Origin of the sequence: Prauserella isguenensis (assembly GCF_014191605.1) — a bacterium.
GTDB lineage: Bacteria > Actinomycetota > Actinomycetes > Mycobacteriales > Pseudonocardiaceae > Prauserella > Prauserella isguenensis.
Genome location: NZ_JACHWU010000003.1, coordinates 127320 through 144381, shown reverse-complemented (window position 1 = coordinate 144381; position 17062 = coordinate 127320). Strand labels below are relative to the sequence as shown.

Sequence of the window (17062 nt, the reverse complement as noted above, 5' to 3'; positions counted from 1 at the left end):
GTCTGGACGAGCCCGCGGGTTAGCATCGGTTGAGCGGGAAGGGGAAGGTTTTTGTGAGCCACCTTGCGAGTGAATCAACGGCCCCGACACCCGGTGAGGTCGACCGGTGAGCGTTCTCGAGGACATCGTTGCGGGCGTGCGGGCCGACCTGGCCGAGCGTGAGTCGGCGCTGCCGTTCGACGAGTTGAAGAAGCGTGCCGCGGAGGCTCCCGCGCCACGGGACGTCATGGGCTCGTTGCAGGAATCGGGCATCGGTGTGATCGCCGAGGTCAAGCGGAAGAGCCCGTCGAAGGGCGATCTCGCCGCGATCCACGACCCGGCCGTGCTGGCCAAGGACTACGAGGATGCGGGAGCACGCGTGATCAGTGTGCTCACGGAGGAGCGCCGGTTCGGCGGATCGCTGGCCGATCTCGACGCCGTCCGTGCCGCCGTGGACGTGCCGATCCTGCGCAAGGACTTCATCGTCAGCCCGTACCAGGTGCACGAGGCCCGGCTGCACGGCGCCGACATGGTGCTGCTCATCGTGGCCGCGCTCGAGCAGAACGCGCTCGCCGCGTTGCTCGACCGTGTCGAGTCCCTGGGGATGACCGCGCTGGTCGAGGTGCACAACGCCGAGGAGTGCGACCGCGCGTTGGAGGCGGGCGCGTCCGTCATCGGCATCAACGCCCGCGACCTGCACACCCTGGAGGTCGACCGGGACGTGTTCGGCCGGCTCGCACCGGGCCTGCCGATGGGCACGTTCAAGATCGCCGAGTCCGGCGTCAGGGGTCCCGGTGACCTGATGGCGTACGCGGGCCACGGAGCCGATGCCGTGCTCGTCGGCGAGGGGCTCGTCGGCACCGACGACCCGAAGGCCGCGCTCGTGCAGCTCGTCACCGCCGGGTCGCACCCGGCCTGTCCGCGTCCGAGCCGGTGATCCGCATGACCGACACGACCCCGCAGTCGCGCCACGATCCGGACGCCCGCGGTCACTTCGGTGACTACGGCGGCCGCTTCCTGCCGGAAGCGTTGATGGGCGCGCTGGACGAACTGGCCTCCGAGTACGACAAGGCCCAGCAGGACCCCGAGTTCACCGCGGAGTTCCAGCGGCTGCTGTCCGGATACGCGGGCAGGCCGTCGCTGCTCACCGAGGCGCCGCGGTTCGCCGAACACGCCGGCGGTGCGCGGATCTTCCTCAAGCGGGAGGACCTCAACCACACCGGTTCCCACAAGATCAACAACGTCCTCGGTCAGGCGCTGCTCACCAAGCGGATGGGCAAGACGCGCGTCATCGCCGAGACGGGTGCGGGGCAGCACGGCGTCGCCACCGCCACCGCGTGCGCACTGCTCGACCTCGACTGCGTCGTGTACATGGGCGAGGTCGACACCGAACGGCAGGCGCTCAACGTCGCGCGGATGCGCCTGCTCGGTGCCGAGGTGATTCCCGTGGGGACCGGGTCGCGCACACTCAAGGACGCCATCAACGAGGCGCTTCGCGACTGGGTCACCAACGTCGACACCACGCACTACCTGCTCGGCACCGCCGCCGGGGCGCACCCGTTCCCGGTGATGGTGCGCAACTTCCACAAGATCATCGGCGAGGAGGCCCGCGAGCAGATGCTCGCGCAGGTGGGCCGTCTCCCGGACGCCGTCGCCGCGTGCGTCGGCGGCGGATCGAACGCGATCGGCATCTTCCACGGGTTCCTCGACGACACCGACGTCCGGCTGGTCGGTCTCGAGCCCGGTGGCAAGGGGCTCGACTCGGGCGAGCACGGGGCGACCCTCACCCAGGGCACGCCGGGCACGCTGCACGGCGCTCTGTCCTACCTACTGCAGGACGAGGACGGGCAGACCATCGAGGCGTACTCGATCTCGGCGGGCCTGGACTACCCGGGCGTCGGCCCGGAGCACTCGCACCTGAAGGACATGGGCCGCGCCGAGTACCGCGCCGTGACCGACGACGAGGCGATGGACGCGTTCCAGCTGCTGTCGAAGACCGAAGGCATCATCCCCGCGGTGGAGTCCGCGCACGCGCTGGCCGGAGCACTGCAGCTCGGCCGCGAACTCGGCCCGGACGGCGTGATCCTGGTCAGCCTGTCCGGCCGCGGTGACAAGGACGTCGACACCGCCGCCCGGTACTTCAACCTCGTGGAGGGCGTGTGAGCCGCATCGACGAGCTGTTCGCGCAGACCCGTGGCGAAGGCCGCGGCGCGCTGATCGGCTATCTGCCCGCGGGGTACCCCACGGTTGCCGAGTCCAAGGAGTTGTTCGCCGCGACGGTCGACGCGGGCGCGGATCTGGTCGAGGTCGGGTTTCCGTACTCGGACCCCGTCATGGACGGGCCGACCATCCAGGCGGCCGCCGACACGGCGCTGCGGAACGGTTTCCGCCTCAAGGACCTGTTCGACGTCGTCGAGTCGGTCGCGAACCGTGGCGGCCGCGCGGTCGTGATGACGTACTGGAACCCGGTGTTCCACTACGGCGTCGACGCGTTCGCCCGTGACCTCGCGGCCGCGGGTGGCCTCGGGCTCATCACGCCGGACCTCACGCCCGACGAGGGATCCGAGTGGATCACCGCGTCGGACGCCCACGGGCTGGACCGCATCTTCCTCGTGGCGCCGTCGTCGTCGGACGAGCGCATCGCGCTGACCACAGCGGCCGCGAGTGGGTTCGTCTACGCCACGGCCGTGATGGGCGTGACCGGTGCCCGCGAGACGGTCGGCAGCGCGGCGCAGGGCCTCGTGCAGCGCACCCGGGTGCACACGGACCTGCCGGTCGGCGTCGGACTCGGAGTGCGATCCGGCGATCAGGCCGCCGAGGTGTCGGCGTTCGCGGACGGTGTCATCGTCGGGTCCGCACTCGTGACGAAGGCGAGTGAGGGCACCGACGCGGTGGCCGCGCTGACGAAGGAGCTGGCCGAGGGAGTCCGCCGCCCCCGTGCGTGACGCGGCCGAGCCCGGCCGCGTGCGTCACGTTACGGTGACCCTGTGAGTACCGCCTCCTCTGTCTTCCTCGCCACCATTCCCAGTCCGGACCGTGGTGTCTGGGAGATCGGCCCCTTCTCCCTGCGGGCGTACGCGCTCTGCATCATCCTCGGCATCGTCGTCGCGATCTGGCTCGGCGAGCGCCGCTGGCAGGCGCGCGGCGGTACCAAGGGCACGATCATCGACATCGCGGTGTGGGCCGCGCCGATGGGGCTCATCGGTGGCAGGCTCTACCACGTCATCACCGACAATCAGCTCTACTTCGGTGAGGGCCGCGACCCGATCCGCGCGCTGTACATCTGGGAGGGCGGCCTCGGTATCTGGGGCGCGATCGCGTTGGGTGCGGTCGGTGCCTGGATCGCCTGCCGTCGCAGGGGAATCCCGCTGCCCGCCGTCGCGGACGCCGTCGCGCCCGGCATCGTCATCGCGCAGGCCGTCGGCCGTCTCGGCAACTACTTCAACCAGGAGCTCTACGGCGGGCCCACCGACCTGCCGTGGGGGCTGGAGATCTACCGGCGCGTGTCGCCCGACAACCCGGCCGTCGAGGACCCGCTCGGCGGTGTGGCCCTCAACGACGTGCCGGTCGAGGTCGTGCACCCGACGTTCCTGTACGAGCTGCTGTGGAACCTCGGCGTCGCGCTGCTGATCATCTGGCTCGACCGCAGGCTGCGGCTCGGGCACGGCCGGGTGTTCGCCCTGTACGTCGCGGGGTACACCGCAGGCCGGTTCTGGATCGAGCTCATGCGCACCGATCCGGCGAACGAGATTTTCGGCCAGCGCGTCAACGTCTGGGTGTCGGCGGTCGTGTTCCTCGGCGCGGTCGCCTACTTCGTCCTGGCCCGGGCGAAGGGGCCGCGGGAGGACCCGGAAACCCTTCGCAGCCCGGATGATCCGGACAACCCGGACGAGGGCGACGCCCCGGAATCCGGGTCCGGTGGCGCGACGACGTCCGCCGACGCGGAGCCTGCGGCCGGGGGGCCTGGCACGCAACCGGGATCGGCACCGTCCGATGTCGACACCGACGACGGTGGTCCCGCGACCGAGACGGCCGCGCGGCCGGAGGCGACCGCCGAGCCGGCGTCCGGTGCGGGCGACACCGGTGTCGGGGAGTCGTCCGACAAGCCCGGCAACGCGACCTGAGGGTCCGCCCCGCGACGCGACACCCCCGACGGCAACCCCGTCGGCACACCGAGTCCGACAACGCCCCCGCGAGCCCGAGATGCGGCACGCGGGGGCGTTGTCGTTTCCGGGGTCGGCTGCGACGTGACCGCCGTCGCCGCATGTTGACGGTGCGTCCCGCCGACACGTATGTTCATATGAAGAACACACGTGCGCTATACGAACGTCGGCGGTGGAGCCGCCGGTATCCGGTGAACGAGGTGGCAGAACGTGGCGGACATCGTGTCGCTGGCCGACGGCGTCGGCGAACTGGTGCACGACGGAGACGTCGTGGCACTCGAAGGATTCACGCATCTGATCCCGCATGCGGCGGGGCAGGAGATCATCCGGCAGGGGCGTCAGGACCTGACTCTGGTCCGTATGACGCCGGACATCGTGTACGACCAGCTCATCGGCGCGGGCTGCGCGCGGAAGCTGATCTTCTCGTGGGGCGGCAACCCCGGCGTGGGCTCGCTGCATCGGTTCCGCGACGCGGTGCAGCACGCATGGCCGGTGCCGCTGGAGATCGAGGAACACAGCCACGCCGGTATGGCCAACCGGTACGTCGCCGGTGCGTCCGGCCTGCCGTTCGCCGTGTTGCGCGGCTACCGCGGCACGGATCTGCCGGAGCACACGGCCACGATCAAGTGGATCACGTGCCCGTTCACCGGGGAGGAGCTCGCGGCGGTGCCCGCGATCAACCCCGACGTGTCGATCATCCACGCGCAGCGCGCCGACCGTGCGGGCAACGTGCAGATGTGGGGCCTGGTCGGCGTGCAGAAGGAAGCCGTGCTGGCAGCCGGGCGCAGTCTCGTGACGGTCGAGGAGGTCGTCGACGAACTCGAACCGGTCGCCGGTCAGGTCGTACTGCCGCACTGGGCCGTCACCGCCGTGGCCGAGGCGCCCCGCGGAGCGCACCCGTCGTACGCGCAGGGCTACTACGAACGCGACAACGCCTACTACAAGTACTGGGACTCGATCGGGCGTGACCGCGACACCTTCCGGACCTGGGTTCGTGACGAGGTGCTCGCCGGAAGGGACTCGGCCGATGCCGCAGGCGACAAGGAGGGTGTGCGATGAGCGGGGCCGCATCCACGACCGCTGCGTCCGGCGCGCAGCAGGACTACACGTCCGACGAGATGATGTCCGTCGCCGCAGCCCGCGCGCTGGAGAACGGCAAGCGGTGCTTCGTCGGCATCGGTCTGCCGTCGACGGCGGCGAACGTCGCACGGCGCACCCACGCGCCGGACCTCGTGCTGATCTACGAGTCCGGCACGCTCGGGTCCAAACCGGACGTGCTGCCGTCGTCGATCGGTGACGGGGTACTGGCCGAGACGGCCGACGCCGTGATCGGTGTGCCCGAGGTGTTCAACTACTGGCTGCAGCCGGGACGTATCGACGTCGGGTTCCTGGGTGCTGCGCAGCTGGACAGGTTCGGCAACATCAACACGACGGTCATCGGTGACGACTACACCGACCCGAAGGTGCGGCTGCCCGGTGCGGGCGGTGCGCCGGAGATCGCGGCGTCGTGCCACGAGGTCTTCGTCGTCGTGCGCCAGAGCGCGCGCAGTTTCGTCGAGAAGGTCGACTTCGTGACCTCGGTCGGTCACGGCTCGGGTAAGGGCGATCGGGAGCGGCTCGGCCTGCCTGGGGCAGGCCCGACACTGGTGATCACGGATCTCGGCGTGCTGCGGCCGGACCCGGAGACTTCCGAGCTCGTCCTCACCCAGCTGCACCCCGGCGTGGAGGTCGAGGACGTCCGCGCCGCGACGGGATGGGACCTGAAGATCTCCCCCGAGCTGGCTCGTACCGATGCGCCGACCGCGGCCGAACTGTCCACGTTGCGCACGCTCAAGGAGGCCTCGCGGTGACCGACGTTTTCGTGCTCGATGCCGTCCGCACCCCGTTCGGCAAGTACACCGGCTCGTTGTCGGGCGTGCGGCCCGACGATCTGGCCGCACACGTATTGTCGGCACTGCGGGAGCGTAGCGACGTCGATCTGGCCGCAGTGGACGAAGTGCTTCTCGGCGATGCCAACCAGGCGGGTGAGGACAACCGCAACGTCGCTCGCATGGCCTCGCTGCTCGCCGGCTGGCCGACGTCGGTTCCCGGCAGCACGATCAACCGCTTGTGCGGGTCCGGTCTGGACGCCGCGATGCAGGCGAGCCGGACCATCGCCGTCGGCGACGCGTCGCTGATCGTGGCGGGCGGCGTGGAGTCCATGAGCCGGGCGCCGTGGGTCGTGCAGAAGCCCGAGAAGGCGTTCCCCGCGGGGAACCAGCAACTGCACTCGACCACGCTCGGCTGGCGGATGGTGAATCCGCGGATGCCGGAGCAGTGGACGGTGTCGCTCGGCGAGTCGACCGAACGCGTCGCCGAGCAGTACACGATCTCGCGACGGGCACAGGACGAGTTCGCCGTCCGGAGTCACGTGAACGCGGCGAGGGCGTGGGACGAGGGCTTCTACGACACACACGTCGTCCCGGTGCCCGGCACCGAGCTGACACGGGACGAGGGCATCCGTCCGGACTCCACTGTGGACAAGCTGGCGAAGCTCAAGGCCGCGTTCCGCGCGGACGGCACCATCACCGCAGGCAACGCCTCACCGCTCAACGACGGTGCGTCCGCGCTGCTGCTCGGGGACAGGGCGGGAGCCGGCCGAGTGGGCGCCACGCCGCTGGCCCGCATCGCAGGTCGCGGCGCGGCGGGCGTGGACCCGGACGTGTTCGGTATCGGCCCGGTGCGTGCCGCCGAGATCGCGTTGCAGCGCGCCGGCATCGGCTGGGGCGACCTGGCCGCGGTGGAACTCAACGAGGCCTTCGCCGCACAATCGCTGGCGTGCCTGGCCGACTGGCCCGAGCTCGACCCGGACATCGTCAACGTCAACGGTGGCGCCATCGCGATCGGCCACCCGCTCGGTGCGTCCGGGGGCCGGATCCTCGGCACGCTCGCCCACGAGCTGCGGCGCCGCGGTGGCGGGTACGGTCTGGCCGCGATCTGCATCGGCGTCGGGCAGGGCCTGGCGGTTGTGCTCGAGGCCTGACACCGACGTGCCCGGACCGGTTCCGGGTACCCGGAGTAGACACGAGGGAGAACGCATGCAGGTGCACAGCGTGGTCGACGGACCCGCCGACGGCGACGTCGTCGTCCTGTCCGGGTCGATCGGGTCCAACCTGACGATGTGGGAGCCGCAGGTCGAGCCGCTGGTCCGCGAGGGTTACCGCGTCGTGCGGTACGACCAGCGCGGACACGGCCGTACTGCCGTCCCGGACAGTGACGTGACCATGGCCGACCTCGGTGGCGACGTGCTCGAGCTGCTCGACGGCCTCGGCGTGGACCGGGCGCACTTCGTGGGTCTGTCGCTCGGCGGCATGACGGGGATGTGGCTCGGCAGCCACGCGCCCGAGCGGCTGCGCAGTCTCGTGCTGTGCTGCACGTCGGCGAAGCTGGGCACGCCCGAGTCGTGGCTCGAACGTGGCCGCACGGCGCGGGAGCAGGGTATGACGGTGATCGCCGACGGCAGCATCGAGCGCTGGTTCACTCCGGACTGGCTGGCCGCCCACCCGCAGGAGCGACGCGAGTACCACCACATGACGGCGGCGACCCCCGCGGCCGGGTACGCCGCGTGCTGCCACGCCATCGCGACGATGGACCTCCTCGACGGGCTGCCGTCGATCCCGGTGCCGACCCTGGTGATCGCCGGCGCCGACGACTCGGCGACGCCGCCCGAGGGCCACGGCGACGTCATCGCCGACGCCGTGCCGCACGCGCGGCTCGAGGTCGTGCCCGGCGCAGCGCATCTCGGCAACGTCGAACAGCCGGAACGGTTCACCGAGCTGATCACCACGCACCTCGCGAAGGCGTGAGCCGCTCCGGCTAGGTTGGGTCTCCTATGGATGGAGCAGCAGCCGCCGAGGCGGAAGGTGACCGCACGGCCGACGGCGAGGACACGGCGGGTGCCGAGACCCCGCCGGACGGTGCCGAGCGGGGCAGGGGCACCCACCACGTGCAGTCGCTGGAACGCGGGCTGGCCGTCATCACCGCGTTCGGCCCGGCGGCGCCTCATCTGACGCTGAGCGAGGTCGCGAAAGCCACGGGGCTGACCCGCGCAGCCGCCCGCCGTTTCCTGCTCACGCTCGTCGACCTCGGCTACGTGCGCAGCGACGGCAGGCAGTTCTCGCTCACCGCCAAGGTGCTCGAACTCGGGTACTCGTTCCTGTCCGGGCTGTCGCTGCCGGGACTGGCGCAGCCCCACCTGGAGCGGTTGTCGGCCGAGGTGAGCGAGTCGAGTTCGATGTCGGTGCTCGAGGGCTCCGACATCGTGTACGTCGCGCGCGTGGCCGTGTCACGGATCATGGCGGTCACGATCAGTGTCGGCACGCGATTCCCGGCCCATGCCACGTCGATGGGGCACGTGCTGCTCGCCGGGCTGTCCGACGAGGCGCTGGAGGCCTACGCGGCCTCGGCCACGTTCGACCGGTTCACCGACCGCACCACCGACTCGGCCGATGCGCTGCGCGCCGAGCTCGCCGGCGTACGAGAGGCGGGATACGCACTCGTCGACCAGGAACTGGAGGACGGTCTGAGGTCGATCGCCGTGCCCGTACACGGCGCCGACGGGACGGTCTCCGCCGCCGTGAACCTGTCGACCCACGCGTCCCGCCGCAGCCCGGAGGCGATGCGGGCCGAGCTGTTGCCGCCGCTGCGGGAGGCCGCGCGCGGCATCGAGGCGGACTTGCTCGCCGCCGCGCCACCTCGCACAGGATCGGCCCGCCCATGACCGCCGGACTGCTGCTCGCGGCGGGACAGGGGAGCCGCTTCGGCATGCCCAAGGCCCTTGCGACACACCGGGGCGCGGCCCTCGTGACGCGCGCGGCCGACGTGCTGCTCGACGGCGGCTGCGATCCGGTCGTCGTCGTCCTCGGCGCACGCGCCGAGGAGGCGCGGCCGCTGGTGCCGGACGGGGCGCGGGCGGTCGTCGCCGACGACTGGGCCGAGGGCATGGGGGCATCGCTGCGTGCGGGACTGCGCGCGCTCGCCGACGTCGCCCCACCTCCGGACGCGGCGCTCGTGCACCTGGTCGACCTGCCCGACGTCGGCGCGGACGTCGTCACGCGGATGCGTGCCCATGCGAGCACCGGTGTCGTCGCCCGTGCCGCGTACGCGGGCGCTCCCGGGCACCCCGTGCTGTTCGGCCGCCGCTGGTGGGCCGAGGTCGCCGCGCAGGCTGCCGGCGACCGGGGCGCCCGCGACTGGCTCCGCGCCCGCGACGACGTGCGGCTCGTCGACTGCGGCGACATCGGCGGCGGGCGTGACGCCGACACGCCCGAGCTGCTTGACCCGTAAGAAGGTTGCCGTCATCGGCAGGGGGATGCCTAGGGTGAGTACGTGACAAGCGAACCCGCCGCGGGCGGCACTGCCGCCGGAACAGCCCGCACCGCCTCCTCCGCAGGGCCCGACCTGTCCTCCGTGTCGTCGCCTGCCAAGCTGTCGGCGCTGCTCGCCGGCATCGGGTATCTCGCCGACGACGGTGTCGCCACCGCCGCGTTCCTGTCCCTGCGCATGGGCAAGCCACTGTTCTGCGAAGGCGAACCCGGCACGGGTAAGACGTCGCTCGCCGTGGCGTTGTCGGAGAGCCTGGAGCTGCCGCTGGTTCGGTTGCAGTGCCACGAGGGGATCGACGCGGCCCAGGCACTGTACGAATGGGACTTCCCTCGGCAGCTGTTGCATCTGCGCGCGCTCGAGGCCGCCGAGGGTGGGAGGCTCGACGTCGACGCCGCCGAGCAGTCGCTCTACACCGAGCGGTTCCTGCTCGCCCGGCCGCTGCTCACGGCGTTGCGCTCGTCGCCGTGCGTGCTCCTCGTCGACGAGATCGACCGCGCCGACGACGAGTTCGAGGCGTTCCTGCTGCAGCTGCTCGACGAGAACACGGTGACGATCCCCGAGTACGGCGAGGTACGCGCCGCGCAGCCGCCCCTCGTCGTGCTCACGTCCAACCGCACCCGCGAGGTGCACGACGCGCTCAAACGCCGCTGCCTGTACCACTGGCTCGAACACCCGGACCTGTCGCGGGAGATCGCGATCCTGCGGGCACGAGTGCCCGGCATCGGCCAGCGGCTCGCCGAGCAGATCGCGGAGACGCTGCAGCGGCTGCGCACCATGGAACTGCTCAAGCCACCCGGTGTCGCGGAGGCGCTCGACTGGGCCAACGCGCTGCGCGCGCTGGGGCGCGACGAACTCGACGCGGCGTCCGCGGCCACCACACTCGGCGCGGTGCTGAAGTTCAGCGAGGACCTCGACCGCGTCCGCACCAGGCTCGACGCGGTCCTCGGTTGAGGTGACGCCGGGTCTCGGCACTCGGAGGACGGGCGCCGGCGGTGCATGATGGAAGCATGGCCGAAACGGACGTGACCGATCCGCTGCCGGGCCTGGTCGGCTTCACGACGGCGTTGCGCGAGGCGGGCCTGCCCTGCGACCGGCACCGCGTGCGCACGTATCTCGACGCCGTCGAGCGGGTCGACGTCGGCGATGCCGCCCAGTTGTACTGGGCCGGCAGGTTGACGCTGTGTGCCGACCCCGACGACCTGCCGCGGTACGACCAGGCCTTCGCGAGCTGGTTCGGCGGTGCCGACCAGGACCCGGGTGGCATGCCGGTGCGTAGGGAGCAGCGCGCCCGCATCGCACCGATGTCCGACGAGGGCGACGGCGAGGGCGACACCGAGGCGGGCGAACAGCTCAGCGTCGCCGCCAGCGATGTCGAGCTGCTGCGCGACCGGGACCTCGGGGAGCTGTCCGATGCCGAACGCCGACACCTGCGCGAGCTGTTCCGGACGTTGCGGCCGGTGTCGCCGCGCCGGCGGTCCTCACGGCTGCGGTCCGCGCACCGGGGCAGGCTCGACCCGCGTCGCACGTTCCGGGCGATGATCGCCGCCGGGGGCGAACCCGCGCGGCTGGCGTACGCGCGCAGGCGCACGCGGCCGCGGCGGGTCGTGCTGCTCGTGGACGTGTCCGGTTCGATGAAGCCCTACGCGGACTCACTGTTGCGGTTCGCGCACGTCGTCGTCCGCAGCGCTCCCGCCGATGTGGAGGCGTTCACGCTCGGTACGCGGCTGACCCGGGTGTCGAGGGCGTTGCGGCAGCGCGACCCGGAGCGGGCGATGCTCGCCGCGGGGGAGGCCGTCGCCGACTTCGCGGGCGGCACCCGGCTCGGCGAGACGCTGCGCGTGTTCCTCGACCGGTGGGGCCAGCGGGGCCTGGCCCGGCGGGCCGTCGTCGTCGTGTTCTCCGACGGCTGGGAACGCGGCGACACGGCGCTGCTCGGCGAGCAGATGGCACGGCTGCGGCGGTTGGCGCACAGCGTGTTGTGGGTGAACCCGCACGCGGGACGGGACGGGTACGAGCCGGTGCAGTCCGGCATCGCCGCAGCGCTGCCGCACGTGGATCGGTTACTGGCGGGGCACAGCCTGGCCACGTTGGAACGACTGTTGCGGGAGGTCCGAGATGCATGACGTGCTGGACGAGGTGTACCGCCGGTGGGAAGCGGGGGCGACGGTCGGCATCGGCACCGTGGTCGCGACCTTCTCGTCGGCTCCCCGGGCGCCCGGGGCGGCGATGCTCGTGGGCGGTGACGGCGAAGCGGTCGGCAGTGTGTCCGGCGGTTGCGTCGAAGGGGCGGTCTACGAACTCGCACAACAGGTGATCGCCGACGGTGAGCCTGTGCTGCAGCGCTACGGCGTCAGCGACGACGACGCGTTCGCCGTGGGCCTGACCTGCGGCGGCATCATCGACATCTTCGTCGAGCGCATCGACCGCGACTCGATGCCCGACCTGCCCGAACTCGTCGCCTCGGTGCGGGAAGGCAACCCGGTGGCGCTGGTGACCACGATCGAGCATCCCGACGCCGAGTTGCAGGGCAGGCGGATGCTGGTGTGGCCGGAGGAGGCCCGGGGCGGTCTGGGGTCGGACCGCATCGACGACGCGGTGCTGGACGACGCCCGCGGCATGCTCGCGGGGGGCCGCTCCGGCACGCTGCACTACGGGCCGGACGGACAGCGGCGCGGCGAGGGGATGTCGGTGTTCGTCAACACCTTCGAGCCGCCGCCACGGATGCTCGTGTTCGGTGCGATCGACTTCGCCGCGGCGATGGCGCGCATGGGCGCCTACCTCGGCTACGAGGTGACGGTCTGCGACGCGCGCCCGGTGTTCGCGACGACGACGCGGTTCCCCGATGCCGACGAGGTCATCGTCGACTGGCCGCACCGGTACCTGAAGGCCGAGGCCGACGCCGGGCGGATCGACCGGCGCACCGTGATCGCCGTGCTCACGCACGACCCGAAGTTCGACGTGCCCGTGCTGGAGGTCGCGCTGCGGCTCGACGTCGGGTACGTCGGGGCGATGGGCTCGCGGCGCACACACGACGACCGGCTGGCCCGGCTGCGTGAGGCGGGCCTGACCGACGCCGAGTTCAAACGGCTCGCCTCCCCGATCGGCCTGGACCTCGGCGCGCGGACCCCCGAGGAGACCGCGGTGTCGATCGCGGCGGAGATCATCGCGTTGAAGTGGGGCGGCGGTGGTCGCAGGCTGACCGACGTCGACGGCCGGATCCACACCGAACAGCAACGCTGACGACGCCCAGAGACCCCGACGCGGAGAGACCCCGACGCCGACGGACGACGCCGAGGGGCCACGGGTCACGCCGAGGGACGGCGGACGGCACACGCCCGACTGCGGGGAGTGGGCTACCGGCAACGGCGCGAACGGACCCTTCGTACCGCCGATCGGGGGATAGTTGCTGCGACCGCAATGCGGTCTTCCAGGCCGAACTCCGCCGAATGCGGAAATCACCCGGACGCGCACCCAAGATCGGGGTTGTCGAGCGAGGGCAGACGTAGCAGGCTCGAGTGTGAAGCCGATCACCGTAGGAGGCGGTCGGCTCCGGCCGTTCCACGCGGCCCGTCCACACCCGGCGGACCGAGCCACCACAGGAGGCCCCATGCGCATCACCGTCACCGTCGACGGGACCGGCTACACGGACGAAGTCGAACCGCGGACCCTGCTCGTGCACCACTTGCGGGAGAAGCTCGGCAAGACCGGAACCGTCGTCGGCTGCGACACGAGTAACTGCGGCGCCTGCACCGTGCATCTCAACGGGCAGAGCGTGAAGTCCTGTTCGGTACTGGCCGTTCAGGCGGACGGCGGCGAGGTCACCACGGTGGAGGGGCTCGCCCGTGACGGGCAGCTCCACCCGGTGCAGCAGGCCTTCCGCGACAACCACGCGTTGCAGTGCGGGTTCTGCACCCCCGGCATGATCATGCAGTCGATCGACCTGCTGGCTGACAATCCCAACCCTGACGAGGAGGCCGTCCGCGAAGGACTCGAAGGAAACCTCTGCCGCTGTACCGGTTATCAGAACATCGTCCGCGCCGTGCGCGACGCGGCAGGGCACATGCGGCCGGGTGCGGGCCCGGAGGCCGAACAGGTCGCCGACGGCGAGCGCACCACGACAGGTGTCGGAGGTGACGCATGACCGCCATGGCCGAACCGGAGGTCGGCCGGGCGCGCGTCCGGAAGGAGGACGAGCGCCTCATCACCGGCCGTACCCGCTGGACCGACAACATCGCGCTGCCGGGCCTGGTCCACATGGCCTTCCTGCGCAGTCCGACGGCTCACGCGCGGATCACCGCCATGGACACGTCGGCGGCCAAGGAGATGCCGGGCGTGATCGCGGTGTACACGGGCGACGACCTCGATCCGGGCGGGGAGGTCGGTATGCCCAATGCATGGCCGATCACCCCCGACCAGAAGACCCCGCGCAGGCCGATGCTCGCGCAGGGCACAGTGAACTTCGCGGGTGAAGCGGTCGCCGTGGTGATCGCGCGCAGTGCCGCCGAGGCCGAGGACGCGCTCGCCGAGATCGACGTCGACTACGACGACCTGCCCGTGGTGCTGGGCGTCGACGACGCCGTCGCCGATGGCGCCCCGCTGGTGCACGAGGACATGGGCACGAACAAGAGCGCCGAGTGGATCTTCGACTCCGCGGAGGCCGGCTCCGGTGGTGACGTGCAGCAGGCCATCAGCAGCTCCGAAGTCGTGGTCACCCGCCGGTTCCGCCAGCAGCGGCTGGTGCCCGCGTTCATGGAGCCGCGGTCGGTCGTCGTGGACCCCACGGCACCCCAGCTGACGATGTGGTCGGCCACGCAGGTGCCGCACATCCTCAAGACGATGGTGGCGATGACGCTCGGTCTGCCGGAACACCAGGTGCGGGTGATCGCCCCCGACGTGGGCGGTGGCTTCGGCGGCAAGCTCGCGGTGACTCCCGAGGAGTGCGCCGCGGTGGTGGTGGCGCAGAAGCTCGGCAAACCCGTGAAGTGGACCGAGTCGCGCTCCGAGACGATGGTGTCCGCCCACCACGGCCGTGACCAGATGCAGGACATCACGATCTCGGCATCCCGGGACGGCACCATCACGGGCCTGAAGGTCGACCTGCTCGCCGACATGGGCGCCTACCTCGGCATCGTCGGTGGCGGTGTCCCGGTGCTCGGCGCGTTCATGTTCAACGCGATCTACAAGGTCCCGGCCTACCGCTTCTCCTGCACCACGGTGTTCACCAACACCACGCTCACCGACGCCTATCGCGGGGCGGGCAGGCCGGAGGCGACGTTCGCCATCGAGCGGATCATGGACGAGCTCGCGGCCGAGCTCGGCATGGACCCGATGGAGCTGCGAGAGAAGAACTGGATCAAGCATGACGAGTTCCCGTACACCACGGTCTCCACGCTGACCTACGACTCGGGCAACTACGAGGCCGCGACGGCCAAGGCGATGCAGCTGTTCGACTACGACGGACTGCGCCGCGAACAACGCGAACGCCGGGAGCGCGGAGACCGGGTCCAGCTCGGCATCGGCATCTCGACGTTCACCGAGATGTGCGGTCTCGCACCGTCCCGGGTGCTCGGCTCGCTCGACTACGGCGCGGGCGGCTGGGAACACGCGGCGATTCGCATGCTGCCGACCGGCAAGGTCGAGGTGGTCACGGGTGCCTCACCGCACGGACAGGGGCACGAGACGGCGTGGAGCCAGATCGTCGCCGACCAGCTCGGGGTGGGATTCGACGACATCGAGATCCTGCACGGCGACACGCAGTCCTCGCACAAGGGCCTCGACACCTACGGTTCGCGGTCGCTGACCGTCGGCGGTATCGCCGTGGTCAAGGCCGCGGAGAAGGTGATCGCCAAGGCCCGGAAGGTCGCCGCGCACCTGATGGAGGCCTCCGAGGACGACCTCGAGTTCGCCGACGGCAAGTTCACCGTCCGCGGCACGGACACCTCGACGGCCATCCAGGACGTGGCGCTCGCGGTGTTCGCGGCGCACGACCTGCCGGAGGGCGTGGAGCCCACATTGGACTCCGAGGCCGTGTTCGACCCGGAGAACTTCTCGTTCCCCCACGGCACGCACCTGTGCGCGACGGAGGTCGACACCGAGACCGGTCGGGTGCGGCTGCGCTCGTACGTCTGCGTCGACGACATCGGCAAGGTCATCAACCCTCTGATCGTCGAAGGGCAGATGCACGGCGGGCTGGCGCAGGGCATCGCCCAGGCGCTGTTCGAGGAAGCGGTGTACGACGAGTTCGGCACGCTCACCTCGGGCACGTTCGCCGACTACCTGTTGCCGTCGGCGATGGACCTGCCGTCGTTCACCACCGACCGCACCGAGACGGCCGCGACGTCGAACCCGCTCGGGGTCAAGGGCGTCGGCGAGGCGGGCACCATCGCCTCGACCCCGGCCGTGGTCAACTCGGTCGTGGACGCGGTGCGACACCACGGCGTCAACGACATCGAGATGCCCCTCAGTCCGATGCGCGTGTGGCGCGCCGTCCACGAGGGCGACGCCGCCGCAGGCGGCCCCGGAGCCGAGGCCGGTGGCGGACTCGGCTCGATCGACTCAGCACACGGAGGTGCGCAGTGATCCCCGCTCCGTTCGACTACGTAGCACCGTCCACTGTGGACGAGGCGGTGCGTGCGCTCGCCGACGCGGGCGAGGACGCCAAGGTGCTGGCCGGCGGGCAGAGCCTGCTGCCCGTACTGCGGATGCGCCTCGCCGCACCGACCACGGTCGTGGATCTCGGCAAGATCGGTGAGCTGAAGGGGGTGCGCGACGAGGGCGATGCCGTCGTGATCGGTGCGATGAGCACGCACTACGACGTGCAGCGTGACCCGCTCGTGCACGACCACGCGTTGTTGCTGGCCAGGGCCACGGACACGGTCGCCGACCCGCAGGTGCGGCATCGGGGCACGTTCGGTGGTTCGCTGGCGCACGCCGACCCTGCGGGTGACCTCCTCGCGCCGGCGCTGGCGCTGGATGCGGAGATGGTCATCCAGGGCACCGGAGGCCGCCGCACCGCGTCGGCCGCGGAGTTCTTCCAGGACTTCTTCACGACGTCGCTGGCGCCGGAGGACATCCTCGTCGAGGTGCGGATACCGAAGCACACGGGCTGGTCGGCGCACTACGAGAAGTTCAACCGCGTCGCACAGGCGTGGTCGATGGTCGCGGTGGCGGCCACGGTCCGCGCCGAGGGCGGCACGATCACCGAGGCCCGGATCGGACTGACCAACATGGCCTCCATTCCGGTGCGGGCGACCGCGGTGGAACAGGCCCTCGTGGGCAGGTCGGCCGACGCCGAGACGATCCGGGCGGCCGCCGAACACGCCGCGGAAGGCACGAGCCCGACCGTCGACGGCAACGCCGACGTCGAGTATCGGCAGCACCTGGCCAGGGTGTTGACGGGACGTGCCGTCGAGGCGGCGATGGCCGGCTGACCGCCGTGACCGGCAGGGCACCGCGGGCCGCCAACGGTCCGCGGTGCCCTCGCGGTTCACGGACGTGGGCAACGAAGACGACGGCGCACCGAGGTACCGAGCGATCGAGTCATCGAGGCGGGACCG

Annotated in this window: 16 protein-coding genes; all 16 read left to right on the top strand. The window is 71.0% G+C overall.

Translation table 11 applies throughout. The features are described 5' to 3' along the window. Positions 1-106: 106 nt before the first annotated feature. The 16 genes from trpC (at position 107) to FHS23_RS13325 (ending at position 16936) form a co-directional block, all read left to right on the top strand. The gene (gene trpC / locus FHS23_RS13400) at positions 107-916 is read left to right on the top strand and encodes an indole-3-glycerol phosphate synthase TrpC (protein WP_183654339.1); all 810 of its coding nucleotides are present in this window, start codon (positions 107-109) and stop codon (positions 914-916) included. Positions 917-921: 5 nt separating this feature from the next. After that, a complete protein-coding gene (trpB, locus tag FHS23_RS13395) occupies positions 922-2142 on the top strand; it encodes a tryptophan synthase subunit beta (protein ID WP_183654336.1) in 1221 nt (406 codons plus the stop codon). Next, complete coding sequence (gene trpA, locus FHS23_RS13390) at positions 2139-2924, top strand: tryptophan synthase subunit alpha (RefSeq protein ID WP_183654333.1); 786 nt, start codon at positions 2139-2141, stop codon at positions 2922-2924. Before trpB ends, trpA begins: the two co-directional genes overlap by 4 nt. Positions 2925-2966: 42 nt before the next feature. Next, positions 2967-4103 (top strand): prolipoprotein diacylglyceryl transferase, encoded by a 1137-nt coding sequence (gene lgt / locus FHS23_RS13385; protein ID WP_183654330.1) that lies wholly within the window; start codon positions 2967-2969, stop codon positions 4101-4103. 249 nt (positions 4104-4352) lie between these two features. Continuing rightward, on the top strand, positions 4353-5201 hold the full coding sequence (locus FHS23_RS13380) for a CoA-transferase (protein ID WP_183654327.1): 849 nt from the start codon (positions 4353-4355) through the stop codon (positions 5199-5201). After that, positions 5198-5992: a CoA-transferase subunit beta gene (locus tag FHS23_RS13375; protein ID WP_183654323.1), complete on the top strand. Its 795-nt coding sequence runs from the start codon at positions 5198-5200 to the stop codon at positions 5990-5992. Before FHS23_RS13380 ends, FHS23_RS13375 begins: the two co-directional genes overlap by 4 nt. Then, positions 5989-7164, top strand: a complete 1176-nt coding sequence (locus FHS23_RS13370; protein ID WP_183654320.1) for an acetyl-CoA C-acyltransferase — start codon at positions 5989-5991, stop codon at positions 7162-7164. Before FHS23_RS13375 ends, FHS23_RS13370 begins: the two co-directional genes overlap by 4 nt. A 55-nt stretch (positions 7165-7219) precedes the next feature. After that, positions 7220-7987, top strand: a complete 768-nt coding sequence (gene pcaD / locus FHS23_RS13365; protein WP_183654317.1) for a 3-oxoadipate enol-lactonase — start codon at positions 7220-7222, stop codon at positions 7985-7987. Between the two features lie 26 nt (positions 7988-8013). Next, positions 8014-8901, top strand: a complete 888-nt coding sequence (locus FHS23_RS13360; RefSeq protein ID WP_183654314.1) for an IclR family transcriptional regulator domain-containing protein — start codon at positions 8014-8016, stop codon at positions 8899-8901. Next, positions 8898-9467: a nucleotidyltransferase family protein gene (locus tag FHS23_RS13355; protein WP_183654311.1), complete on the top strand. Its 570-nt coding sequence runs from the start codon at positions 8898-8900 to the stop codon at positions 9465-9467. Before FHS23_RS13360 ends, FHS23_RS13355 begins: the two co-directional genes overlap by 4 nt. 114 nt (positions 9468-9581) lie before the next feature. Beyond that, the gene (locus tag FHS23_RS13350; RefSeq protein ID WP_221219561.1) at positions 9582-10457 is read left to right on the top strand and encodes an AAA family ATPase; all 876 of its coding nucleotides are present in this window, start codon (positions 9582-9584) and stop codon (positions 10455-10457) included. A gap of 56 nt (positions 10458-10513) precedes the next feature. Beyond that, positions 10514-11629, top strand: a complete 1116-nt coding sequence (locus tag FHS23_RS13345) for a vWA domain-containing protein (protein ID WP_183654305.1) — start codon at positions 10514-10516, stop codon at positions 11627-11629. Then, positions 11622-12746 carry an XdhC family protein gene (locus FHS23_RS13340; protein ID WP_183654302.1) on the top strand — a complete coding sequence of 375 codons (1125 nt, stop codon included), beginning with the start codon at positions 11622-11624 and terminating at the stop codon, positions 12744-12746. Before FHS23_RS13345 ends, FHS23_RS13340 begins: the two co-directional genes overlap by 8 nt. Positions 12747-13113: 367 nt before the next feature. After that, on the top strand, positions 13114-13647 hold the full coding sequence (locus tag FHS23_RS13335; protein ID WP_183654299.1) for a (2Fe-2S)-binding protein: 534 nt from the start codon (positions 13114-13116) through the stop codon (positions 13645-13647). Beyond that, entirely contained in the window at positions 13644-16085 is a 2442-nt protein-coding gene (locus FHS23_RS13330) for a xanthine dehydrogenase family protein molybdopterin-binding subunit (RefSeq protein ID WP_183654297.1), read from the top strand. Before FHS23_RS13335 ends, FHS23_RS13330 begins: the two co-directional genes overlap by 4 nt. Next, complete coding sequence (locus FHS23_RS13325) at positions 16082-16936, top strand: FAD binding domain-containing protein (protein WP_183654283.1); 855 nt, start codon at positions 16082-16084, stop codon at positions 16934-16936. The genes FHS23_RS13330 and FHS23_RS13325 overlap by 4 nt, the downstream gene beginning before the upstream one ends. The last annotated feature ends 126 nt before the right edge of the window (positions 16937-17062 follow it).